Origin of the sequence: Clostridium psychrophilum, assembly GCF_018861705.1 — a bacterium.
Taxonomy (GTDB): Bacteria; Bacillota; Clostridia; order Clostridiales; family Clostridiaceae; genus Clostridium_AD; species Clostridium_AD psychrophilum.
The window spans coordinates 1-25,936 of record NZ_JAHLEC010000009.1; the positions used below are offsets into that span (position 1 = coordinate 1).

A 25,936-nucleotide genomic window follows, 5' to 3' on the forward strand; every position below is an offset into this window, starting at 1 on the left:
TTTAATCATCTCATATTTCTCTTGAATTTTCCACCTAATTTTCATCTAAAATGTTATCTAAAATGTTATCCACAGCGGTTTCCGCAAGCTGTTTCCTATATAATAAAAAAATAATTTTTTTAAAAAATTTATTATTTGTGTATTTTTTTTACTGTATATACCCATACTATTAATATACTAATAAGAAATAAAGGAGGAATTTACAATGAAAAAGAACGCAAAACAACATGTTCAAGATGCATGTACAAAACTTCAAAACTCAAGTGCTTGTTTAACTGATGCTGTAAATACAGTAGAAAAAGAAGAAAATAAGCAACAAATACAAAACACCCTTAATGCTGTACAATCTGCACTACAAGCAGCTAATACTACACTTTCAAATTATAAAGAGTAGTTAAAAATAATTGTTTTACTTTTAAAAATAAAGGAGCTTGTTTTTTATAACATGCTCCTTTATTTTTAATAAAATTCTCTTGATTTTTTCTATATAATACTGCACCTTATCTGATATTATTAAACTAGAAACCAGTATAATTTATAAGTTTGAAAATCATAATTAACCATTACTTTTAGAGAAGTAGGAATTAATTTTTGACTTTTTTTTAAGTTTACTGAATTTGTATCTAAAAAAAGTAAACATAAGAAGTGCATCTACACTCCATTGAAATGCAGTAATCCACCACACCGCTGTAATTTGATAATTTAATACATTAATAAAATAATATGTTAATGGTAATCTTATAAGCCAACTTGTAATACAACAAATAATAAATGGGCTTTTAACATCACCTATCCCTTTGAGTGCACCAGCAAACACTGCAGATATCCCTATAAAAGGTTGTTCAACCGCTCCAATTGCTAAACACTTCCCTGCTAAATAAGCAACTCTTTTCTCATTGTCATTTACAAATAATCCAACAAGGATATTTGGCATAAATAAAAATATTATTCCAAAAATACTCATCATAAATACTGCATAAAATGCACAGTTAAAGGTAACTTTTTTTGCCTTTTTGTAATCTTTTTTTCCTATATTTAATCCTACTAATGTTATAACTGCGATGCCAAATCCAATACTTGGCATAACTGATATTCCTTCTATCATATTAGCTATTTCATCGGACGCAAAGGAAACACTGCCTGAATGAATTATTATAGCAACGCATATTAATTTACTAACGGCAAATACTGCTTCTTCCATGGAACAAGGGATAGCTAATGCTAATATCTTCTTTATATCTTTTGATGAAACATGGAAAATTAAAAATGGTTTAAATTTAATTTTAGCCTTATAAATAATATAATAAAGGATAAATAGAAAACCGCATAAATAAGCAACACTTGATGCTATAGCAGACCCATCAATTCCTCTTGCTTTAAACCCAACGCCAAAAATTAATAAATAGTTCAAAATTATTTTTAAAAAAATTACAATTAAAGAACAAATAAATGGAACAAAAGTGTTTCCATATCCTATTAAAATAGAATTTAGAAGTCTCATGCTCATCGAAAAGAATATGGCTACAGAGTTAATTTTTATGAAAGAATATCCTATTTCCAATACTTGATTTCTAGCTCCAAGCATATAAAGAAGCTCTTTCCCAAATAAAAATACTATAATAGCAATAACAAAACAAAAGCTGAAACCTAAAACAAATCCTATAGTCGCAAATCTTTCAGCAGTTTCAAACTGTTTTGCACCTACTAGTCTTGAAACTAGTGAAACAATACTTATACAAAACCCACCTGTTATAAATATTTCTATAACCGCATTTGTTAAATTATTGCTTAATCCAACAGCACTTACTGCTATATTTCCACCATATCTTCCAATCATCATCAAATCAAAAATAGACATTAACGTATATATTGTTATCTCCGCAACTACCGGTAGTGAAGTATTGAGGACTTCATTTTTTGTAGTCCTATTTAACATACATAAACTACCTCCTAAAAACTAATTATCATTATTAAGTATATTAACATAATCAATTTTAATGAACATTATATTCTAAGAGCATTATTAAAATTTACTTATTCTTTTATTTATTATTTTAATATTTTCCTTATCGGCTCAAAGATAATAAGAATAATTAAATATATTTTTGAAGATACTAAATGTAGAAATGGAGGAAATCTTTATGAATAGAGATTATGTGCTTATAATTATTGAATGGATTGTAACAATAGGTTTGTTAATTCGTTTTATCCCGAGAAATAAAATTCGTGAGGCACATGTTATATTTTTATTTAAAGGTTTATTAACATGGATACTCAGTTTAACAGTATCAGAATTTAAGCTAAATGAATATCCTGTAAGATTTTTCCCATATGCCAATAAAACAAGTTTCACATTTGAATTTTTTGTCTATCCCGCTATATGTGCTATATTTAATATAAATTTTCCTGAAAAAAAGAACAGTTTTGGCCGTTTTATGTATTACTTTTATTATTGTACTACTATGACTATTTTAGAGTTGATTACAGAAAAGTATACTAATATTCTTAAATATATACATTGGACTTGGTATATAACGTGGATTACACTTTTCATAACTTTTTTCATTTCACGAACATATTATAAATGGTTTTTTAGATTAAAAAATAACGACAAATAATCAATTGAATACATTTATTCGTAGAATATAATATTTTTGAAATACTCAATAACTTACTGTACTAAACATTAAATATTTTCCAACCTAAGTTGGGGACTATTTCACGTTTACATATTTTTATTCATATATTTATTACCTTTTGTTATCTATGAGGTGATATACTAAATCTATAAATGTTTTTTAAATTGGAGGCAAAATTATGCTATATAAAAATGTTGAAAATGTAAATCCAGAAGAAGCACATAAACTTATAAGCGATAATAAAGAATTGATTATTTTAGATGTGAGAAATAAAGAAGACTATGATAATGGTCACATTCCAGGTGCTAAACTCGTACCTGTTCAAGTTCTTTCCACAAAACTCACTCAACTTGATAAATACAAAGACAAACCAATACTTGTTTATTGTGAAACAGGAAGAAAAAGTCCACTCGCAGTAAATATTCTATCCAGTAATTCTTTTAAAAATATATATCATTTAACTCATGGGATATCTTCTTGGGAATATAATACAGTTAAATAATATCGTTAATATCTAAAATAGAACTTAAAACATATTAATATATCCTACTAAACCATACTTTGGAAGGGAGTGTTTTATATATGTTTAAAGAATTTAAAGAATTTGCTCTTAAAGGAAGTATTTTTGATTTAGCAATAGCCGTTGTTATCGGCACTGCATTTTCTAAAATAGTTACCTCCTTGGTAAATGATCTTATAATGCCAATACTTGGTATACTAATAGGTGGAATTAATTTTAATAATTTAAAATATGATATACCCTCTTCTATAGTTGGCGGAACTTCATTATCAATTAGCTATGGATTATTTATTCAAGCTATAATTGACTTTTTAATAATTGCATTCTCACTTTTTATATTTATTCAAGCTATACAATCTATTAAAAAAAAGGAAATAAAAAAAATTGTTGGTTCAAAACCCTCAAATGAAGAAATGTTATTAATTGAAATTAGAGACTTACTGCAAGAAAGAAACTTACTGCAAGAAAAAAATAACATAAAAGGTTCCAAGTAAAATATAGCTTGGAACTTTTTATATTATTAACTTTCTGTACCTATAAATTGATAATGTATTATTATTCTTTTTTATTTTAAGTTATTTATTTAAATCTTCTCGCAGACATATAATCAGTTCTTGTTAATTGGGATATTTTAACTACATCTCCTGTATGTGGTGCATGTATATATGAACCATTTCCTATATACATACCAACATGGTGTGGACTTCCTGATCCAAAGAACACCAAATCTCCTGCTTGTAAATTTTCTCTAGATACATACTGTCCCTGGGTTATTTGATCATAAGTAGTTCTACCCAAACTTACACCAAAATGTGCATACACATACTTAGTAAAACCTGAGCAATCGAAAGTGCTTGGTCCATTAGCTCCATATACATAAGGCGTCCCTAGAAATGATTCAGCATATGCTACAATTGCATTTGAACTAGTCGATGTAATTTGTTTCGGCTGACTTACCTGTTTCACTATATTTCTTTGAATTTTTGGCTGAAGATAAGATTGAGTACTTTGTTGAACACTTATTTTAGCTTTTGCGTCGTTCTTACCCACATTCCCTCTTGATGGGGTAATTACTTCATTTTTTTTAGTTGTTATTGCCAAATCGTAATTACGTTTCTGATCTTCCACATCTTTTATCTGACTAGTAGTACCATTTACTAAAGTCTGAGTTTCAACAATTTTATTTTTAGTTGTTTGTTGCTGCTTTCTAGCTTCTAAAATTAATTTACCTTGTTCTTTTTTCTTTGAAGTAAGCTTGTCCAATTGATTTTCATTATCAGCTTTTAAAGTTAATACTTTCATTTTGTTATCATTAAGTGTTTTCTTTCTAACCTCAATAGCTTCCTTTTGGGCATTTAATTCTTTAATAATTTTATTATCATATTCTACAATTTTCTTTACGTTTTCTACTCGTGAAATAAGATCTTCTACGCCTTTAGAATTAAGCAAGATTTCTGCATAACTGTCTGCTCCATTCATAAACATAACTCTCATTCTCTCATTAAATAAAGATTCTTCACCCTTTATATTGTTTTGAGCTACTGCTATATCCTTAATAGATTGATCTATATTCTTTTGTGTGCTATTTATATCTGCTTTTGCTTGATTAACTTCTGAGTATATATTTCCAATATCTGAATCTAGAGTTTCAATTGATATCTCTAACTTATCAGAGTTACTCTGAGACAGATTGTATAATCCTTGTTGTTTTGAAAGCTTATTCTGTTGACTATTTAATTGCTGTGTTAGTGTTCCTGCTAAAGTTGATACACTCACTGACATAGTTAATCCAATAGCTATAAGTAAAAGTCCTATTCTCTTTCTCATTGTTATCCCCCCACATCAAATGTTGTAAAATCATCAATAAATTTAATATTTTATTTACTATAATATTATAGCACTACATTTGGGCAAATCCTAACAGATAAGGTAGTCAGTTGATTTGATTAATATGTTCTAATATAGAATTACTCTTTTATTCACCTTAATTAATGCACATTGCAAATTATTTTTATTAATTTCCAATATTATACCATATAATACATAATAATACAAATATTATTTTATGATAACTAGGAATTAGATGCATTTTTGATTTAATCTGTTACCACTTTTTTTATGTATTTATCCTTTTCTACAGTAAAAAATAAAACTGACCCCTAATTAATAAGGAACAGCTTTGGTTTATGTCTTTACTTTACTAACTTTAATTAACCAATATAATTATAAGGCAAAAAATCCTTTAATAATTTTTTTAAACTTACCTTTGCCTATTATTTTCATTTTAGATTTTTTTAAATTAACGTTCTTGCTAATAATTTGTGCAGCTAAAACAATTACTTTACCACAACTATCATCTTTCGCTACTTTCAAAATTTCTTTTTTTAAAACTTCAACTGACGTATATCTATCATTAATATCAATTTTAACACATTTTTGTACTATTTTTTTTAAATTGTCATTAATATAAGTCTCATAATTTTCATCCAAAAGTGGCTCTATGCCTGTATACGGAGTCCTACCTTTTACCATAAAATATATTAACATTCCTATTCCATATATATCTGTCTGAGCACAACATGTTCCTGAACCATATTGCTCCGGAGCTGCATACCCATTAGAACCTGCAGACATAGTATCTTTTTCTGTATCACTTTTATAAACTTTTGATATACCAAAATCAATTAAAACAACCTTTTCACTTGGAGTTATCATTATATTAGATGGTTTTATATCTCTATATATAATAGCTGGATTTTGATTGTGCAAATAACCTATAATATCACATAAATCCAATGTTATTTGGCAAACCTTCTTTGTTTCTATTCTACCATTCACCATAACATACTCTTTTAATGTTTGTCCATCTACATAGTCCTGAACCATGTACAAGTTGTTACTCGCATAAAAAATGTCAACTATCCTACGAATACCTGGATGGTTTAAATTTTTTAAAATTATAGCTTCTGTCAAAATATCTATATGTTTTGAATTTTTTGTTACTTCTTTTATAGCCCATAAATTTCCAATAATTGTATTCTCACATAAATAAACGGTGCCCATTCCACCTTTTCCAAGTGTTTTTATTACCTCATATTTATTATCTAATATATCTCCACTTTTAAGCATACTTCACCTCTTGTATAAATGTTTTACAACTTAACAATATACATATGTTAGTTAAACAATATCACTATGTAAAAAAATTTATAAATAAAAATGCATTTACCTTATTGACTTACCATAAATAATAACAAATATGTAAAGGAGAATACAAATGCATGTTAATTGTATCAAACTTTCAATTAGTTTACTAGATGTTTTATTATATATTATGAATAATGAGATAATATTCTATTTTTAGTGTACCATTATGCACATTTTGAATACACTAATACTGTAATGCAAATTAAGAATATGAACTTGTTGCCGTTCTAATTCACACTACTTTACATCTTGATTCGCGCTATTATATAAATACATTAAATAAAAAATATGAATTATCAAGGAGGATTATTTTATGTTTATCTCGCCACCTAACAATTTCAATGAATCTCAAATATGGAATACTGATTCTAGCTCGTCTGAACCTCCAATGACACCTATAACAAAGTTTGGTGTTAATGATGATGCAAGACAACCGCCTGTTACCCCTGCTACTAACCAGAACTTTAAAATAGCACCTAGCTCACCTATTGTAAACAATAAACTTTATAATCAAGGCTGGTTAACAACACAAATAGGTAAGTATATAAAAATAGAGTTTTTAATTGGGAGCAATATGTATCTTGATCGCGAAGGTACTTTACTTGAAGTTGGAATTAGTTATATTGTCATTAAAGAGAGTGGTACAAATGATATAGTAATGTGTGATATATACTCTATTAAATTTGTAAGAGTTTTTGACGATCAGTTAAGCAAATGTCGAGAGTAACATAAACAATAAATACAAAAATGCCTCTAGCAAGTATTTTATGCTAGAGACACTTTATGTATTTATTTTACCTTTTCTACTTTACCATAAGTTACTCCAAAAGTATCTACAGTAACTTTTTTCATCTTTTGTTCTTTTTTAGGTTTATCATTTGTATCCTTTTCTACTGATACTATTTTATCTACCGTTTCCATGCCTTGTGTAACCTTACCAAATGCAGCATATTGACCATCTAACTCACTATCAGCCTTAACCATTATAAAGAATTGTGAACCAGCTGCGTTTAAATCAGCACTTCTAGCCATAGAAATTACTCCTCTAACATGTTTTAGAGTATTATTAAAATTATTAGCACTAAACTCTCCTTTTATTGCATATCCTGGTCCACCCGTACCCGTTCCATCTGGGTCTCCTCCTTGTATCATAAAACCTGGTATAACTCTATGGAAACTTAATCCATTATAAAATCCACTATGAACTAAGCTCACAAAATTTCTTACAGTATTAGGTGCAATATCTGGATATAATTCAACCTTTATTATTGATCCATCTTCCATTTCTACTGTAACTACCGGGTTTTTGTCTTTAGCTCCTTTTTCAGTTTTAACTTTTTTTGAAGGTTCTACTGTTTTAGTTACTTTAGATATGCTATCTTCCTTATTGGACACCTTACTAGCGCAACCCCCTAAACAAGTCACAAGAATTAATGTAAATAATACAATAGTTGTTTTAAATAATTTCATGCTTTTCATTTTCTAAGCGCTCCTTTATATATCGCGTTGTTTTAATTTTTCACGCTTGATTTAATTAATTCAATATTTCCTTCAATTATATACTCTATCCCTTTGGAAATATAAATTGTTTCCTCTTCTTTTAGATGAATCTCATCATTGTTAGCTTTTATTACTCCCTCACCACATATTACAGTATAGCTATGGAAACTATCAGTAACAGTATCCACATAATTACCCTTTACAATAACTTTTTCGACTTTAAAATATGGCGTCTCTAATTTACTAAAGTTATCTATTCGTCCACCATTGTTTTTACCTTCATAATCTATAACATCTAAGGATTTTTCAATATGTACTTCTCTACCACGTCCCCAGTCATGAAGCCTATAAGTAATATTGCTATTTTGCTGAACCTCAATAAGCTTTACACCAGCTTCTATAGCATGAACCGTACCCGCAGGAATGTAAATAAAATCTCCTTTTTTAATAATAATTCGTTCTAAATAATTTTCTAATTTACCTTCTTTTATAATCACCCTAAGTTTATCTTTATTTAAGCCCTTTTTTATCCCTGAAACTAAAGTTGCCCCAGGTTTTGCATCTAATATATACCAACACTCTGTTTTTCCATTGGCATTTTCAACTCTTTTTGCATACTCATCATTTGGGTGTACCTGTACTGATAAAGTATCTTCTGCCTTAATAATTTTATTTAATATAGGAAAATTATCTCCACATCCTAAAATATCAGATAATTTTTGGCCCTTATAAACTCCTTCGGCTATTGTAGTTTTCCCATCTTCGTGGCATGAAAGCACCCATTTTTCCCATCCCCATATTTTTTTACTTAAATATGGTTTTAATTTTAAAATTAATTCCTTAGACATTATAACTCCTCCAATATTACTTAATTATTTAAATTATAACCTAATCCCTTATAATTACAATGCTACTTTCATAATCTCTTATATTTTACATTTTTTAATTATTTTTTCTATAACTTTTATTATAACTTCATTAAAATTCTTTGATGTATTTAACTTTTCTTCCATTTCAACAGCCTTTTCACATGGTATTAAATTATCACCTGAGGTGCTTTATCACCTGCGGTGCTAATCCATCTCTTAAAGAGATGTATTAACAACAATCCATCAATGAATATATTCTATTTAACCTTCCAAGTAGTGCCTTCCTTAGAATCAAGAAGTTCAATATTCATTGCTATAAATTTATCTCTTATTTCATCTGCTTTTGCCCAATTTTTATTAACTCTTGCGTCTGCTCTTTCAATTATGAGCTTATTTATAAGATTTTCATCAACATTTGTAGTCGAACTTTTAATTGTCATCAGATCTAATGAGAAAACTTTATCAAAATCTTCTATAAGTATAGACTTTTCTTTATTATTAAGCTCATTATCTTTTAAAACATCAAAAAGTACTGTAATAGCATTTGCTATGTTTAAATCATCACTGATGTATGAAGCAAATTTTCCTTTATATGATCCAATTTTCTCATCACGAGTTACATCATTTTGATTAATAGAAACTAGAACAGCGTCTATTCTTTCCTTCAATTTTTTATAACCATTTCTAGCATCATTTAAGCTCTCAAAACTAAATACTAATTGTTTTCTATATTTAGATTGAAGACAGAAGTATCTATAATCTAGAGCACTATAGCCTTCTTCCTCAAGCCTTGATATTGTTAAAAAATTTCCACTTGATTTAGACATTTTACCGTTGTCTAATACTAAAAACTCTCCATGCATCCAGTATTTCACCCATTTATGTCCTATTGCTCCTTCAGATTGAGCAACTTCATTAGTATGATGTATAGCAATATGATCTATTCCACCACAATGAATGTCTAAATATTCACCAATGTACTTAAGTGACATTGCCGAACATTCTAAATGCCAACCGGGGAACCCCTTGCCCCATGGTGAATCCCATTGCATAATTTGGTTAGAAAACTTAGAGTTTGTAAACCATAATACAAAATCAAGAGGATTCTTTTTATTAGGATCGATTTCTATTCTACTTCCTGCTTCTAATTCATCTATACTAAGATGTGCAAGTTTAGTGTAATCTGCAAATTTATCAATTTCAAAGTATACATTTCCATTAGACACATATGTGTACCCTTTTTCTTCCAGTTTTTTTATAAGATCTATCATATCTTGTATATGATCTGTAGCTCTACATACTATAGTTGGTCTTTTTATATTAAGTTTTTTACAATCTTCAAAAAAAGCATCTTCATAAAATCTAGCAATTTCCCAAACAGTTTTATGCTCACGTTTTGCACCTAAAGCCATTTTATCTTGACCTTCATCACCATCTGATTGAAGATGTCCTACATCCGTAACATTCATTACATGTTTAACTTTATAACCTATATATTCCAAAGATTTTTTAAGTACATCTTCAAAAATATATGTCCTTAGATTACCTATATGTGCATAGTTATAAACTGTAGGTCCACATGTGTACATGCCCACCTTACCTTCTTTATAAGGTACAAATTCATCTTTATTCCTAGTCATAGTATTATAAACATTAAAACTCAATATATTCACTCCTTCTAAAATAGTACAATAGTCTCCACAATTTTTCAGAAACTCTTACTAATTTAATGTATCAATTTAAAAATATAAAAAGCTACACAAATGCTGCAGCTTGAACTTAACAGTATATAAACAATATTAATTTTCACAAAAAAATAACATATATATAAATTTTAACATATTAATAGGATAATGCAATAATATATCTTAATAATCTTTTATTTGTTAATCAATTGTAATGTAAAAAAAGGACATATAAAGAAAAATTTATATGCCCCTCTCCCTTATTTTTTGTCAGCAGACTGCTTTTTGTTTGTAGCATTTTGGTTTTTTGCAGTTTCTCTAGTTATAGGAGTATCATAGTTACTCTTTTCTAATCTGGAGAACTTATCATCAGGCTGGCTATCTTTAGGCATAAAAACATCTCCCTTATTTATATTTACATATATAGGTTTTACTATTTTGCAAAAAAATATTCTGTATCATTTCAATAATAAGACCATTTTGTAATTTTTTTCAATTTTCGATTGTACTACTAACATTAACAAATCTTTTAAATATAATTGGAGCACCCACTGTAATCCACAACCCAATTATAAAGTATCTAAATAAGTCTGAAATTATATTAACAGGAAGTATACCTTTTAATACATTTCTTAAAATTATGAGTACGCCTATACCAAACACTAACTTTATAAATTGCTTTAATTTTGTACCTCTAACATCATACTGCACATATTTTGTTTCTATAATATATCCAACACAAAAACCTAGTACGGTTCCAACTATTGCATAATAACTTTTATCCTTAAAAAATATCATTCCAATTAACATAGGTACAATAATTATAAGTAATACCCAAGTTTTTTTAGAAGCATCTGCATAATCGAAAATGTAATTAGATATGAAAGTCCATATAATTGCAATTCCTATTCCACCAATAACATCTATTGGATAATGAAGCCCCAGATATAGCCTAGAATATCCCACTAAAAATATTGCTAAAATTCCGACAAAATATATCCATTTTTTTCTTACATGAATAATACAAGAAATCCAAAATGTTGCAGATCCTTGTGTATGTCCACTTGGGAAAGATGATCCTGTTGCCGTCTCTACTCTTAGAGATCTTATACCATTAACCCCTATAGGTCTCGCTGAATTAACTATGTCTTTTAAAGCAACATTTACAATAACACTGGTAAGTAATGCAAACCCTAATTTATACCCAAATTTTTTATTCACACACCAGAATATTATGGCAGCTGCAAAAATATAAAAGTATTCTTCTCCAGTCATCGTAACTAATTGGAAAAATATATCTCCAAAAGGAGATGTCATAGACTGAATATATTTGATGATTTCTATCTGCATGTTGCCCCCCCCCCTTAATTTGCCGCTAAACTTAATATTTAAATTATATATGCTAAGTTCTATACTAAACCCTTTTAGTATTCACAATACTAAAAATTTAATTGTTATAAAATCGAAGAAAAAAACCAATCTAATGAGCAGATTGGTTTTAAAATATAATTTGTAATTTAAATTCACTTCATTTATTTTACTTCATTTATTTTTGTATTATTAACCTTCTCATATTCAACATCAACAATAACACTATCCTCATAATTAATATCAATGCTATCTGAAGCATCTTTGGCATTGCTAGGTTTATTTTTTTTAACATTATTCCTTGTATTTAGTTTATATATATGATTCTTAATGCTCTTTACTATTTTGAAACTATACCAAACCAAAACTCCAAAAATTACAACTGGAAACAAGGCTTTACTAACAAGAACAGCTAAAATAATAAAAGCACCAATATATAGAACTAATTTCAGTAACTTTGAAATTACATTTTTGCCATTTGTATATTCCATGATAATACTAGCCTTCTTTCATTTCATATGATTTATTTACTAAATACTATATTAATTATAACATATAAATAGAACCAAACATTAAATTTTCATTAAGAATGTATTAATAATTCATTAAATTTTTTCATTGAATTTGTTATAAAACTACTATAACATTCCTCCATCTATTGTTATAACTTGTCCCGTGATATATTTTGAATTTTCACTTGCTAAAAAGGTTACAAGCATACCTACATCACTCACTTCTCCAAATTTCATCATAGGTATTTCGTCAATTAAGGATTTACGTTCATCACTGCTTAACCAACCATTCATTTCTGTATCTATAACCCCAGGTGCTATCGCATTAACCCTAATGTTCGAAGGAGCAAGTTCCTTAGCTAGTGCCTTTGTAAAAGAATTAATTGCTCCTTTGGATGCCGAATAAATTACTTCGCAAGAAGCACCTACCGCTCCCCACATTGAGGATATATTTATTATGCTCCCACTCTTTTGTTTTATCATCTGCCTAACCACACTATGAGAACAATTAATAGTTCCTTTAAGATTAACATCTAAAATATTATTCCATTCCGCAGGTGTTGCATCCATAAATAATCCTATCTTAGAAATTCCTGCGTTATTTATTAAAATATCTACCTTTCCTAATTTATCAACAGTAGTTTTTATCATCTGCTTTGAAAACTCATAATCACTTACGTCACCTTTAATTTTCAGGGCATAAGCTCCAATCTTTTTAATTTCCTGATATGTTTTTTCCGCTTCTTCATCGTTGCTTCTATAATTTATAACAACACAAGCACCAGCTTTAGCAAGTTGTATAGCAATACCTTTTCCGATTCCTCTAGATGCTCCTGTAACTATAGCTACCTTACCTTCCAAACTCATAATTATCGCCCCTAACTTAGATTCTTTTATTTATAATTTATATAATATTAAAATTATTATATCTAATTACATAGTAACATTTAATAAATACAATTGGATGGAAAAAGATATAGATATTACAAAAGATTTTTGATTGCAAATGTTTACCCATGGACTTTAATATCTCTATTTTTACCATAGCAACCTTTGCTTTGCTACTTGTTAAATATTACTTAACCATTAAATTATAAGATTAATGACATATCATAACAAAATTAATTATTTTAAATGCAACTAACTAGAAGCACTTTGTTGTATTCCCTTCAAATATAAGCATATTTATGATAAAATGTATATGTATATAATTGAAACGTTTAAATAACTATAATAATATGAAACTAGAACTATTAACTTAATTATTATAAATAAAATGATATATTCTTGCAATATAGAGAATAATCTTCTATTTTTTAATATAAAACATCATCTGCTTGAATAACATAGAAATTAGAAAACATGAGGAGGAAATTATATTGAGTAATATTGAACAACTAACAGTAGATACTATAAGAATTTTATCAGCTGAAGCAATACAAAAAGCAAATTCGGGTCATCCAGGTCTTCCACTTGGAGTTGCACCAATGGCATATACATTATGGTCAAAACATATGAAACATAATCCTGCCAATTCAAAATGGCAAGATAGAGATAGGTTTGTATTATCTGCTGGCCACGGATCAATGCTTGAATATTCATTACTTAGTCTCTTTGGATATGGTCTAACTATTGAAGATTTAAAGCAATTTAGACAATATGGAAGTTTAACACCTGGTCATCCAGAATATGGTCATACTAATGGTGTTGAAATTACCACTGGACCACTTGGACAAGGAATTGCTAATGCAGTAGGTATGGCCATTGCCGAAAGTCATCTTGCATCAAAATTCAATACCAAAAAATACGCCATTGTAGATCATTATACTTTTGCTATATGTGGTGATGGAGATAATATGGAAGGTATATCTAGTGAGGCAGCATCACTCGCAGGTACCCTAGGCCTATCTAAGCTTATATTAATGTATGATTCTAATAGTATATCAATAGAAGGATCTACAAATATTGCTTTCAGAGAAGATGTAGGCAAAAGATTTGAAGCCTATGGATGGCAAGTATTAAACGTAGAAGATGGTAACGATATGGATGCAATAGGTAAAGCTATTGAAACTGCAAAACTTGAAACATCTAAACCAACTTTTATTAAAATAAAAACTATTATTGGATTTGGATGTGCTAAAAAACAAGGAACATCATCAGCACATGGTGAACCCCTTGGCGAAGATAATATAACTGAAATGAAAAAATGTATGGGATGGGACCTAGCTCCTTTTACAGTTCCAACTGAAGTTACTAAAAACATGGAAACTATAAAATTAGAACTAGCTAAAAAAGAAGAAACTTGGAATAATCTTTATGCTCAGTATAGCAAAGAAAATCCTGAACTTGCTAAAGAATATGAGTCATGGCAAAGTGGTGAACTTCCTGTTGATTTACTTAAGGTTAAAGAATTATGGAAGTTTGAAGGCAAAGCTGCAACAAGAGCTTCATCAGGTAAAGTTATAAATATATTGGCAAAATATATACCAAACTTTATAGGTGGTTCAGCAGATCTTGCTCCTTCTAACAAAACACATATGAATGACATGGGTGATTTTTCAGTCGATGATAGAAGTGGTTCTAACCTTCATTTCGGAGTACGTGAACATGCAATGGCAGCTATTGCTAATGGCATTTATGTACATGGTGGTCTTAAACCATTTGTTTCAACTTTCTTTGTATTTAGTGATTATATGAAGGGTGCTATGAGATTATCTGCACTTATGGGTCTTCCAGTAACATATGTATTAACCCATGATAGTATAGCAGTTGGTGAAGATGGTCCAACTCATGAACCAATTGAGCAACTTGCAGCTTTAAGATCTCTACCTAACTTTAATGTATTTAGACCAGCTGATGCTAGAGAAACAGCTGTTGGTTGGTACTGTGCAATCACTTCAAAGACAACTCCTACTGCATTAGTACTAACTAGGCAGAATCTTCCTTTGTATGATGAAACATCAATTGAAGCTTTAAAGGGTGCTTATGTATTAAAGACTTATGAGGCAAAAGGTCAAAATCCAGATATTATCCTAATGGCTTCTGGCTCAGAAGTAGAATTTATTTATGAAGGCGCTAAGATATTAAATGCTCAAGGCATTAAAGCTAGAATAGTAAGTATGCCTTGTTTAGACTTATTTGACGCACAAACTAAAGAATATAAAGAATCAATATTGCCATCAGCTGTAAGAACTCGTTTGGCAATTGAAGCAGCATCTTCCTTCGGTTGGGGAAAATATGTTGGAATAGACGGTGACGTCATCTCAATTGATAGATTTGGAGCTTCAGGTAAAGCAGAAGTATTATATAAGGCATTTGGATTTACAACAGAAAATGTTGTTGTTAAAGCACTTAAATTACTGGGTAAATAATTAAATCAAATAGTACTTTTTATAAAGAAAGACCATCTAATAGAATTCTATTAGATGGTCTTTCTTTTATAAATTAAAATAAAAGATACAGGAATCCTGTATCTTTTATTATCTTTGCATTTTTATTGTTTTATTGAGCTTTCCAATTTTCTAATAAGTATTTTTCAGCTTCGTAACACCAAAGACCCTTATTCTTTTTAGTAATTTCATCTAATTTTTTAAATCTTGGATCTTTTTTACCTTTCTCTTCAAATTCATCAATTGCAGTAATATCCATAAATATATTTGTATATATTAATTTTTTACCTGCTGGCACTTCTGTTAATCTAATAGTAGCATCAGCTGCACTATCAAGTCCTCCAATATGAGTAACCATAACTGCTGGGTTTATAAGATTCTTTTCTGTCATTCTTAACGATTCAATCATATCATTTGTGTTTCCACCTGTTGTACCAATAGTATGCGTTGATTGATAATGAACATTATAAAAATTAAATGTAGCTGAAAACTGCTTATCAGTAGGACCTGCAAAGAAGTTTAAGCAACCATCTCTTCCTAATATTTTATCTCCTTGCTCAACTACTTGTTTAACTGGGGAATATACATATACATCATCAAAACCTGTTCCGTCTGTTAAATTTCTTAAATAAGCAGGAACATCTTCTATATCTTTTGTATTTACAAATATTAGTTTTATTCCAGCTTCCTTTGCATCATCACTAGTAAATATTGTTCTTGCTCTATCTATTCTATCTTGATTTATATCCGTTACAACAATTAATCCTGGCTTTCTATCACAGTGCATAGCATAATCAAGTGCCCCAAGTCCCATAGGACCAGCAGCTGCAAGCATTGCAAGTTTGCCTCCTTCAACAATTCCCATCTTATGTTCATAACTACCCATTACAGTATGGAAACTGGCATGAAATCCACCAATATTACATGACATTGGCTCTGCGAGTGATGCCTCATAATATGCTTTTCCTTCATATTTTAATAAACATCCAAGTTCCATTACTTCATGAGGAACAATTACATAAGTTGCATCTCCACCACAATATCTATAAGAATATCCAGGAGAATCCATACTTCCTTTGTAGTTTAATGCTGGCTGTAAAGAAAACTTGTCTCCTACATTAAATTCATTTTTCCAAGTAGATCCTACTTGAACTATATCTCCTGCCATTTCATGCCCTACAATTACAGGATTAACTGCTATATCGCTAGGTACTCTCTTATGATCGCTGCCTAATATAGCTGCTTTATAAGTAGACATGCATATACTGTCTGATACTACTTTTACTAATATCTCATCTTTTTTTATTTCTGGGAGCTCAAATTCTTCCATCCTTAAATCTTTTTTACCATATAATCTTACTGCTCTTGTTTTCATATAATTACCACCTTTTTATTTTTTATACATATTCATATTTTACTTGTTTTTCGAGTTCTATAATTGTTTTAATGTCACTGGCTTTTGTACCTGAAGTCATTACATTAGCTGCGCCAGTTGCTACAGCTAATTTTACAGTTTCTTCAAATCTAAGGCCTCTCGTTAGTGCATATGCAAGGGCTGCGACCATAGAATCGCCAGCTCCCACCGTGCTTTTTACATTCACTTTAAGACCATGTGCATATATTGAGCTCTTCTTTGTTACAAAAAGTGCTCCCTCACTGCCCAAAGAAACAGCTACTATAGTGATACCATAATCCAATAAACTTTTTGCTACTTCTACAGTTTCAGGTATTCCATTTATTTTTTTATTAAACATACCCTCAAGCTCATCTATATTAGGTTTTATAAGATAAGGTCCTGATAAAATTCCTAACTTAAGCAATTCACCATCTGCATCTAATATAGTTTTGGCACCTTTTTCTTTTGCCTTAGCAATTCAATTGCCATAAATTTTTTTATCTACGTTGCTAGGGACGCTTCCTGACAAAATGATAATATCTTTACTATTTATATTCTTAAATATTTTATCACTTAATTCATTTAAAGTCTCTAAACTCGCCTCTGGTCCAGCTTCATTTATATCTGTATTAGTATGACTGATAGGATCAACAACTTTTATATTTGTTCTTGTTTCCCCATCTGTAAATATAAAGTCATTCATGATTTTTATATCATCTAAATATTCTTTTATAAACTGCCCTGACTTCCCAGAAAGTATTCCCATTGCACGACTTTCACCGCCCAAATTTTTTATTACTTTCGATACATTAATTCCTTTACCACCAGCATCAAGTATTACAGACGTCACCCTATTAACATTTCCTACATTAAAATTGTTTATTTCAATAGTCTTATCGACCGCTGGATTTAGCGTTATTGTTGTAATCATGTTTTTCACCTCTTTATAATTGACATTTAATTTTTTTCTTTACTCTTCAGACTTTATGGTAAACAAGTTGTAAATATATTCAACATCCTCTGTATTTTTAAGCTTACCTATAATCTTATCATCTTCCCCTTCAATAGCAATAGCAATATTTGAAAGTATTTGTAAATGTTCATTGCCAACACCTGCAATACCAATTACTAGGTAAGCTAATTCTTCCCCAAACATAATACCTTTTGGAAATTGAAGTACTACCATTCCTGTTTTTTTAATATTTTTTTTAGATTCCCCAACTCCATGTGGAATTGCTATTCCTTTACCAATATATGTTGATAAATCATCTTCTCTTTGAATCATAGCATCTATATATTCTTCTTCTACATAACCACTTTCAAACAACAATCTACCCGCCATTTTAATAGCTGTATATTTATCTGTACTTTCAAGCCCTAGCTTTATATTTTTCTTTTCAAGTATTTTTCTATTAGTCTTGATTTCATTTTTTTCAACACTTTTAACTTCAGTCTTAGTATCACCAACTGGTTTTAATCTTGCTGAAAGAATATCAAAAACGGGGTTGTTAAGAAAGTCTCTAACTGATATATGTTCAGCATTAGGTGCTACATGTTTTGCTCTTGCAGTTAATGTTTCATGTGTAACCACAATTTGAGCATCTGCTGGAATATCTTCAATTGCGCAATTTACTACAGTAATTTTATAACCAGCTTTTTTAAACTTAGTTCTCAAAGTTGTTGCTCCCATTGCACTTGAACCCATACCTGCATCACAAGCAAATATTACTTTATCAAATGTTTTAGCTATTACTTCATTTGCCTCACTTGTCTCATCTTTTTTCTTTAATTTTAATGAACTAGATTTTGATTTTGCTTCTTCAAATTCATTGTCATCTGTTTTTTTATTTGTACTCTTTATAATAACAGATGATACTAAGAATGAAACCACTGATGCTACGAGTACACCTGCAATTACTGCAAAATATCCACCTTTAGGAGTCATTGCAAGTATTGCAATTATACTTCCTGGAGATGCTGCTGCAATTAATCCTGCACCAAATATTTGGAATGTGAATATTCCACTTGCACCACCACAAATTACTGCTATTATAAGTAAAGGATTCATCAAAACATAAGGAAAATAAATTTCATGTATTCCACCAATAAAGTGAATTATTATTGCTCCAGGTGCTGATTCTTTAACTGCACCTTTTGCAAACACCCAATAAGCTAATAGTACTCCAAGTCCAGGACCTGGATTTGATTCTAATAGGAAAAATACTGATTTTCCGATTGTTTTAGCTTCTTGTGCACCTATTGGCACCAAAATCCCATTACCTATTGCATTATTTAAAAACAATATTTTTGCTGGTTCTATAAATATAGCTGCGAGTGGTAATAACCCTGCATTTACTATAATTTCTACTCCATCTTTTAGAAGACCATTTAAACCTATAACAACTGGACCAATACCTGAGAATGCAATCATTGCTAGTATTGCTCCAAGTATACCTGATGAAAAGTTATTAATTAACATTTCAAAACCAGCAGGTACTTTTCCTTCAATCATTTTATCAAATTTCTTTATAACATAACCACCGAGTGGTCCCATTATCATTGCGCCCATGAACATTGGAATATCTGACCCTACTATAATTCCCATAGTTGAGATTGCTCCAACTACTCCACCTCTTACTCCACCTACCATCTTACCACCAGTATAACCTATTAGTAATGGTAAAAGATAAGTTATCGTTGGACTAACTAATTTAGCAAAATTAGAATTTGGAATCCAGCCCTTTGGTATAAATAATGCGGTAATTAGCCCCCATGCTATAAATGCGCCTATATTGGGAAGTATCATTCCACTTAGAAATCTACCAAAACTCTGTACTCTTTCTTTAACTTTTACTTTACTTTTTCTGTGTGATATATTATCCATAACTCACGCCTCCATTAATTATTTACTTTTTGTTTATAAAACTCTTTTAAAATATCATTTAATTCATTAAATGCGTAATCACTCTCTCCCGACTTTAAATATTTAAGAAAATCAACTCTTTCTATTAACATTTGACTTACATACCCTATAACTTCTATTTGTAGTGCACTACAGTCTTCTGGAGCAAGCATTATAATTCCAAGCTTAATATTTTCTACTTTATTTTCACCATTTAAGCATTCCAAACTTTCAGATAACTTTACCGCACCAAAATATAATTTTTGCACTACATCTGTCCTACAATGGAGTAATATCATCTCATGTCCTGTTACAACAGTATTACCTTTTTCTTCTCTCTCCTTTAGTGCTATTCTTAATTTTTCTTCAACCTCTAGATTTTTCTCTATTATCCTACTAGCCTCTAATATTAGTTCATCTACATTTTTTATATTAGAAACTTCTTTCAAAAAGAAATTATCTAAAAGCTGTATTATTGCTCCGCTATATACATTTAATGATAATAACTTATCTTTAAACTTAATATTTTTGGTTTTCTTATATGAATGAGTAATATTTCTGTTTTTTAAATCTTTTATTTGTGTTACTATTCTATCTTTATCTTCTTGAAACAACAATGGATTTACTATTACTACCGGTTTAAGGCATTTGTCTATATTAACAGTAGATATTATAAAATCTATTTCATTCTCTCTTAGGAAACTTTCTTCAATGTAGATTGCAGATATTATATCCACAATCTGTATATTTTCATACTCGCTTTCTATTCTCGTTGCAAGAAGTCTTGAAGTTCCCATCCCCGTAGCACAAGCAATTGCCACTCTATATATAGGTTTAATAAAAGTTTGACTATTTTCAATTGCAGCTCCAAGATGCATAGCAATAAATGCTATTTCAGCTTCAGGCATTTTTATTCCTATATGATTTTCAACTATCTCTGCGCATTTAGTACTAATCCTCATCAAATCAGTATAATTAGCCTTAATTTCTTCTAAAAGAGGATTTCTAATATCTAAATTCATTTTTAACCTTGTAATTGCTATCCCAAGATGATTTACTAATCCATTTAATAAATTTTCATTATTCCCAAGAAATTTTCCTGTTTCAATTTCAGCTACTTTAATAATTTCCTTTGATAACTTTATGAGTTCAAAACTTCCTATTATCTTTTTCCCAGCTTTATATCTATTATTATAATTTTTAGATCCTTTTATGTGCATTGTTATATAACCGATTTCATCCTCTGGTATTTCGATTTCAAAGCATTTTGATATATTTACAGACAAATTAGATGCTATCAAATACTCCTGACATTTCTTAAGTTCTTCTAAAAACTTTTGATTTATAGTTATTTTGTCACCTTTTTTTACCCTCTCAATGGCAAGTGCAACATGAACAATTAATCCGACAAAAGCACTATCGGTTAACTTATAGTTTCTTTCTTTTTCCATATTTTCAACTAAACCCTCAATTTTTTTTATTGTCTCATTATCAATTAAATTGAGCAGTCTATTACGAGAAGATACTTCAATATTTGGGTCTGCAACTACTGAATCATCTAAATTTTGTCTTATCAAACCTAATAATTGACTTTCGTTTGTATTTTCATAAATTAAACTAACCATAGCTTTTCTTATATGATCTTCTCTTCCTTCTAAATATACTCCAAGTCCTTGTTTTCTAATTAGATTTAATTTGTGATTTTTGAACCACGAATCTGTCTTTTCTAAATCATTGCTAATAGTTGCCTCTGTAACTTTTAATATTCTAGTAAAGTTATACAATTTAACTGGTTCTTGATTTTGCAGCAATTCACTGATAATAATATTTTTTCTTTCCTTAGGCGAATAGATTTTGTCATCTTTTTCTTCAATCAACAAATTAATAATTGCTTGTTTTTCTTCTAGAGTACCAATCACTTTGATGCCAACTCCAGTTTTTCTATCTAAATTCACTCCATTTTGATTAAGGAATTTTTCTACATCATGTATTTCTCTAAGCACTGTCCTGCTGCTGACATCTAACCCTTTTGCAATGCTTGAAATAGTTACATATTCGTTTTCGTTACATATAACTTGCAAAATATTTTTTATGCGTAAATTAATTTTGTAACCCTTCATAAAATTCCTCCAAATTTTTTTAAAAGATTGTATCAAGTCACTATAATATTTAATATTTACCCTATCTTTGTTTTGATAATCATTAAATGTTTTTACAATAACAATTTCTTAATTACTTTATCTTAATTATAGTACAGTAAACATTTACAAACAATTCAAAGATAAATTGATTAGTCATTAGTTAATGATGACAAAATTTAATATTCAGTTACTTTATTTAATCTCTTTTATTTTTATATTGAATATTATTTTATATACCTACACATAATACTATTAATAGTTATTACCTCACAGCTAAACGGATGAGCTCATCATTAATATAGATACAGCTATAGGTTACTAACTATCATAGGTATTAGATAAACTGTTTTAAATTTAGTTTTTAGCTGTAACTATTATTTAAAACAGTTTATTTAATACTACCGGTTTTAAACAAAAAAAATTAAAACACATAGATTACAATTCTATGTGTTTTAATTTTTTATGAAATACAAGAATTCGAAGGAAATAATAAATATTTGATCTAGTTGATATTAAATTCAGTAAAACCTTAATATATCAATGATATTATTCCAATACTTTCTATTTCTAAAAAACTCTTTATTTCTTAGTTCAATTATGATATTATGTAGTAAACTAGTTAAAAAGGAGGTTGATTATTATGTCATATAAAATTACTGATGCATGTGTAAGCTGTGGAGCTTGCGAATCTGAATGTCCAGTTAGCGCTATAAGTCAAGGTGATACACAATTTGTTATTGATGCTGATACTTGTATCGATTGTGGAGCTTGTGCTGGTGTTTGTCCTACAGGCGCTCCTGTTGAAGCTTAATTAGAACATAATTAGTATACAAGCTACTGACATATATGTCAGTAGCTTGTATTTTTTTATTCGTTTTTATTCGTTTTTATTCGTCTATATCTGTAAACCCCTCTCCAAGGGTTTCATGTACGTTATACGTCATTATAAAAGCTTTTTTATCAATCTCTTTTATATAGTTTTTTAATTTAATAAACTGTTTTTTACCTAAAACAGTAGTTATAATTTCTTTATCCTCATTAGTATAGGCCCCTTTTGCAGTATATAAAGTTGCTCCTCTATCTAAATCTTCAATAATAAACCTCTTTATATCTTCACCTTTTGAGCTAACCACCTCAACTTTCTTATATATATTCATTCCAGCAATAACTGCATCTACAACAAATCCATTGATAATAACCCCAAGTAATGCATACATTCCAATTTTAGGACCAAATGCTACGCCTGCCAATATAGTTACAAAAAAATCTGCTATAAGAAGAGATTTACCTATTTCTAAGTGAAAATACTTATTTAACATTTTTGCTATTATATCCGTTCCACCTGTAGATGCATTTTCATTAAACACCATCCCCATCCCTACGGCTCCAATTAATATACCAAATATTAATTCTAGAAATATATCATTTGTTATGGTACCACTCATAGGGCAAAGTTTTTCTAATACCCATACCATTCCAGATAATCCGAAACTAGCATACATTGTCCTTACTCCAAAACTTGATCCTATGAACATAAATCCTACAACAAATAGAATAATATTTAATACAAACATCAAAGAGCCAATAGTAAGACCTGGCAGATACTGATTTATAACAATGGCAAGGCCACTAACACCCCCTACTGCTAAATCATTTGGTATTAGGAAAAAGTAAAGCCCTAGTGCTACTAATGCTATACCGACAGTTATCAATAAATATTCTTTAACAATTGTTTTCATTCTTATTGCCCCCTAATTCAAATTTAATATGTAAATATACATACAGTTATTTTTAGTACAATAACTAATAATAACAGATTTAAAAAGAAAATCTCTTAGCTTAAGGGCTAAGAGATTAAAATTCTACCTGTATTTATATATGTTATTTCTAAATTATTAGATTAAAATTCAGCTGACCCAGTAGTTCTTGGGAAAGGAATAACATCTCTTATATTAGTCATACCAGTAATATACATTATAGCTCTTTCAAATCCTAATCCAAAACCAGCATGCTTAGTTCCGCCATACTTTCTTAACTCTAAATACCACCAGTAATCTTCTTTATTAAGGCCACATTCATCCATTCTAGCTTCTAAGATATCTTGTCTTTCTTCTCTTTGACTTCCTCCAATGATTTCTCCTATTCCAGGAACAAGTAAATCTGCTGCTGCAACCGTCTTATTATCATCATTCATTCTCATATAGAATGATTTTATTTCCTTTGGATAATCAGTTACAAATAACGGTTTTTTAAACACCTCTTCCGTTAAATATCTTTCATGTTCAGTTTGAAGATCACAACCCCAAGTTACTGGATACTGAAACTTTTTCCCTGATTTTTGTAAAATATCTATAGCTTTTGTATAGGTTATTTGTCCAAATTCTGAATTCACAACACTGCTTAATCTTTCAATTAAATTTTTGTCTATAAAGCTATTGAAGAACTGCATCTCTTCTGGAGCATTTTCTAAAACATACTTTATTATGTATTTCATCATATCTTCTGCAAGTTTCATATCATCTTTTAAATCAGCAAATGCTATTTCAGGTTCTATCATCCAAAACTCTGCTGCATGTCTTCCTGTATTAGAATTTTCTGCTCTAAATGTTGGTCCAAAGGTATAAACATTTCTAAATGCTAATGCAAAAGCCTCTGCAGCTAACTGTCCACTTACTGTTAGACTAGTCTCCTTACCGAAAAAGTCTTTTGTGTAATCAACCTTTTTATCTTTATCTAATGGTATATTTGTTAAATCAAGAGTTGATATTCTGAACATTTCTCCTGCACCTTCACAATCACTACCAGTAATTATTGGTGTATGAGTATATACAAATCCTCTCTTTTGAAAAAACTCATGAATAGCAAAGGCAGTAAGTGAGCGAACTCTAAACACTGCTGAGAAAGCATTACTTCTTGGTCTCAAATGTGCAATAGTTCTTAAATATTCAAAAGAATGTCTTTTCTTTTGCAAAGGGTAGTCATTACTTGACATTCCCACGATTACTATTTTAGTAGCCTTTAACTCAAAAGGTTGTTTTGCCTGTGGTGTAACAACTAACTTTCCTTCTATGGTCAAAGAAGAACTTATAGGTAGTTTAGCTATTTCTGCGAAATTTTCTAACTCCTCCTCAAAAACCACTTGAATATTGCTGAAAAAGCTTCCATCATTAACTTCAATAAACCCAAATGCTTTAGAAGATCTTAAAGTTCTTATCCATCCAGAAATTGATACCATTTCATCTGCATATTTTTCTTTTGCTCTGTAAATCTGTTTTACCAATACTTTTTCCATATAATTTTCTCCTTACAATTTTATATTTTTTAAAATAATAAAAAAGCCCTCCGCCCTCTAATAATAAAGGGACGAAAGACTATAATTTCGCGTTGCCACCCATTTTGCCATAAAATATGGCCACTAAAATTAGTACAGAATTTAATATGTATTACTTAAATTCATAATTCGATACTACCCAATTATTAACGGATTGGACCCGTCTAAGCCTACTCTCCATATGATTTCAGTTAGAAACTCTGAGATGTTCTTTAATATAAACCTCGTATTGGTCTTTCACCATCACCAACTCGCTTAAACTACCTTTTATATCTACTCTTCTCGTCTTAGTCTTTATAATTAGATATTATGATAATTAGTATACACACTAATTAATTTTATATTCAATTAAATTATAATATTTTTAATAATAATTGTCAAATATATATTACAATTTATTGCCATAAATATGCTATAAATTATTTTATTAAACTAACTTTTTATTAAAAATTTTAAATATAAATACCCTATAGATTA

At 29.5% G+C, this 25,936-nt stretch carries 22 protein-coding genes, 1 pseudogene and 1 other annotated feature; of the genes and pseudogenes, 7 read left to right on the top strand and 16 right to left on the bottom strand.

Annotated features, from left to right (window positions below; translation table 11 throughout):
* Window positions 1–205 precede the first annotated feature (205 nt).
* A complete protein-coding gene (locus tag KPL38_RS03480) occupies window positions 206–394 on the top strand; it encodes a hypothetical protein (RefSeq protein ID WP_216287081.1) in 189 nt (62 codons plus the stop codon).
* A gap of 162 nt (window positions 395–556) precedes the next feature.
* On the opposite strand, the gene KPL38_RS03485 is transcribed toward KPL38_RS03480, so the two are convergent.
* Window positions 557–1,936, bottom strand: coding sequence for an MATE family efflux transporter (locus tag KPL38_RS03485; RefSeq protein ID WP_216287083.1), 1,380 nt, complete (start codon window positions 1,934–1,936; stop codon window positions 557–559).
* A gap of 205 nt (window positions 1,937–2,141) precedes the next feature.
* Here KPL38_RS03485 and KPL38_RS03490 point away from each other — a divergent pair, with 205 nt between their 5' ends.
* The 3 genes from KPL38_RS03490 (at window position 2,142) to mscL (ending at window position 3,653) form a co-directional block, all read left to right on the top strand.
* Window positions 2,142–2,618 (top strand): CBO0543 family protein, encoded by a 477-nt coding sequence (locus tag KPL38_RS03490; protein WP_216287085.1) that lies wholly within the window; start codon window positions 2,142–2,144, stop codon window positions 2,616–2,618.
* A gap of 199 nt (window positions 2,619–2,817) precedes the next feature.
* Window positions 2,818–3,141 carry a rhodanese-like domain-containing protein gene (locus KPL38_RS03495; protein WP_216287086.1) on the top strand — a complete coding sequence of 108 codons (324 nt, stop codon included), beginning with the start codon at window positions 2,818–2,820 and terminating at the stop codon, window positions 3,139–3,141.
* A gap of 80 nt (window positions 3,142–3,221) precedes the next feature.
* The gene (gene mscL, locus KPL38_RS03500) at window positions 3,222–3,653 is read left to right on the top strand and encodes a large-conductance mechanosensitive channel protein MscL (protein ID WP_216287088.1); all 432 of its coding nucleotides are present in this window, start codon (window positions 3,222–3,224) and stop codon (window positions 3,651–3,653) included.
* Between the two features lie 85 nt (window positions 3,654–3,738).
* Here the strand turns inward: mscL and KPL38_RS03505 are convergent, their stop codons facing one another.
* Complete coding sequence (locus KPL38_RS03505; RefSeq protein WP_216287097.1) at window positions 3,739–4,986, bottom strand: C40 family peptidase; 1,248 nt, start codon at window positions 4,984–4,986, stop codon at window positions 3,739–3,741.
* A gap of 396 nt (window positions 4,987–5,382) precedes the next feature.
* Window positions 5,383–6,288, bottom strand: a complete 906-nt coding sequence (locus KPL38_RS03510) for a serine/threonine protein kinase (RefSeq protein WP_216287098.1) — start codon at window positions 6,286–6,288, stop codon at window positions 5,383–5,385.
* Window positions 6,289–6,679: 391 nt separating this feature from the next.
* Here KPL38_RS03510 and KPL38_RS03515 point away from each other — a divergent pair, with 391 nt between their 5' ends.
* Window positions 6,680–7,093 (top strand): hypothetical protein, encoded by a 414-nt coding sequence (locus KPL38_RS03515; protein ID WP_216287100.1) that lies wholly within the window; start codon window positions 6,680–6,682, stop codon window positions 7,091–7,093.
* A gap of 62 nt (window positions 7,094–7,155) precedes the next feature.
* Here the strand turns inward: KPL38_RS03515 and KPL38_RS03520 are convergent, their stop codons facing one another.
* The 7 genes from KPL38_RS03520 to ymfI all read right to left on the bottom strand — a co-directional run bounded on the left by KPL38_RS03520 (window position 7,156) and on the right by ymfI (window position 13,170).
* Window positions 7,156–7,845: a peptidylprolyl isomerase gene (locus KPL38_RS03520; protein ID WP_312884140.1), complete on the bottom strand. Its 690-nt coding sequence runs from the start codon at window positions 7,843–7,845 to the stop codon at window positions 7,156–7,158.
* 32 nt (window positions 7,846–7,877) lie between these two features.
* Window positions 7,878–8,714 (bottom strand): type I phosphomannose isomerase catalytic subunit, encoded by an 837-nt coding sequence (locus KPL38_RS03525; protein WP_216287102.1) that lies wholly within the window; start codon window positions 8,712–8,714, stop codon window positions 7,878–7,880.
* Between the two features lie 278 nt (window positions 8,715–8,992).
* Window positions 8,993–10,399, bottom strand: coding sequence for a cysteine--tRNA ligase (gene cysS / locus KPL38_RS03530; protein ID WP_216287105.1), 1,407 nt, complete (start codon window positions 10,397–10,399; stop codon window positions 8,993–8,995).
* A gap of 281 nt (window positions 10,400–10,680) precedes the next feature.
* Entirely contained in the window at window positions 10,681–10,812 is a 132-nt protein-coding gene (locus KPL38_RS19950; protein ID WP_281419318.1) for a hypothetical protein, read from the bottom strand.
* A gap of 100 nt (window positions 10,813–10,912) precedes the next feature.
* Window positions 10,913–11,770, bottom strand: a complete 858-nt coding sequence (locus tag KPL38_RS03535) for a phosphatase PAP2 family protein (RefSeq protein WP_216287115.1) — start codon at window positions 11,768–11,770, stop codon at window positions 10,913–10,915.
* Between the two features lie 182 nt (window positions 11,771–11,952).
* The gene (locus KPL38_RS03540; protein WP_216287117.1) at window positions 11,953–12,279 is read right to left on the bottom strand and encodes a hypothetical protein; all 327 of its coding nucleotides are present in this window, start codon (window positions 12,277–12,279) and stop codon (window positions 11,953–11,955) included.
* Between the two features lie 147 nt (window positions 12,280–12,426).
* On the bottom strand, window positions 12,427–13,170 hold the full coding sequence (gene ymfI, locus KPL38_RS03545; protein WP_312884141.1) for an elongation factor P 5-aminopentanone reductase: 744 nt from the start codon (window positions 13,168–13,170) through the stop codon (window positions 12,427–12,429).
* A gap of 506 nt (window positions 13,171–13,676) precedes the next feature.
* On the opposite strand from ymfI, the gene tkt reads away from it, so the two are divergent.
* A complete protein-coding gene (tkt, locus tag KPL38_RS03550; protein ID WP_216287238.1) occupies window positions 13,677–15,671 on the top strand; it encodes a transketolase in 1,995 nt (664 codons plus the stop codon).
* A gap of 130 nt (window positions 15,672–15,801) precedes the next feature.
* Here tkt and KPL38_RS03555 read toward each other — a convergent pair whose 3' ends face one another.
* The 4 genes and pseudogenes from KPL38_RS03555 to KPL38_RS03570 all read right to left on the bottom strand — a co-directional run bounded on the left by KPL38_RS03555 (window position 15,802) and on the right by KPL38_RS03570 (window position 22,107).
* Window positions 15,802–17,064, bottom strand: a complete 1,263-nt coding sequence (locus KPL38_RS03555; protein WP_216287128.1) for a zinc-binding dehydrogenase — start codon at window positions 17,062–17,064, stop codon at window positions 15,802–15,804.
* Between the two features lie 22 nt (window positions 17,065–17,086).
* Window positions 17,087–18,016, bottom strand: a pseudogene (gene pfkB, locus KPL38_RS03560) (1-phosphofructokinase).
* 39 nt (window positions 18,017–18,055) lie between these two features.
* Window positions 18,056–19,969 (bottom strand): PTS mannitol transporter subunit IICBA, encoded by a 1,914-nt coding sequence (locus KPL38_RS03565; protein WP_216287130.1) that lies wholly within the window; start codon window positions 19,967–19,969, stop codon window positions 18,056–18,058.
* Window positions 19,970–19,983: 14 nt separating this feature from the next.
* The gene (locus tag KPL38_RS03570; protein ID WP_216287132.1) at window positions 19,984–22,107 is read right to left on the bottom strand and encodes a BglG family transcription antiterminator; all 2,124 of its coding nucleotides are present in this window, start codon (window positions 22,105–22,107) and stop codon (window positions 19,984–19,986) included.
* Window positions 22,108–22,768: 661 nt separating this feature from the next.
* On the opposite strand from KPL38_RS03570, the gene fdxA reads away from it, so the two are divergent.
* A complete protein-coding gene (gene fdxA / locus KPL38_RS03575) occupies window positions 22,769–22,939 on the top strand; it encodes a 4Fe-4S ferredoxin (RefSeq protein ID WP_216287134.1) in 171 nt (56 codons plus the stop codon).
* 76 nt (window positions 22,940–23,015) lie between these two features.
* On the opposite strand, the gene KPL38_RS03580 is transcribed toward fdxA, so the two are convergent.
* Window positions 23,016–23,867 carry a YitT family protein gene (locus tag KPL38_RS03580; RefSeq protein ID WP_216287135.1) on the bottom strand — a complete coding sequence of 284 codons (852 nt, stop codon included), beginning with the start codon at window positions 23,865–23,867 and terminating at the stop codon, window positions 23,016–23,018.
* A 161-nt stretch (window positions 23,868–24,028) separates the two neighbouring features.
* Entirely contained in the window at window positions 24,029–25,420 is a 1,392-nt protein-coding gene (gene asnS, locus KPL38_RS03585) for an asparagine--tRNA ligase (protein WP_216287138.1), read from the bottom strand.
* A gap of 64 nt (window positions 25,421–25,484) precedes the next feature.
* Window positions 25,485–25,757 (bottom strand) — a binding site (T-box leader).
* Between the last annotated feature and the right edge of the window lie 179 nt (window positions 25,758–25,936).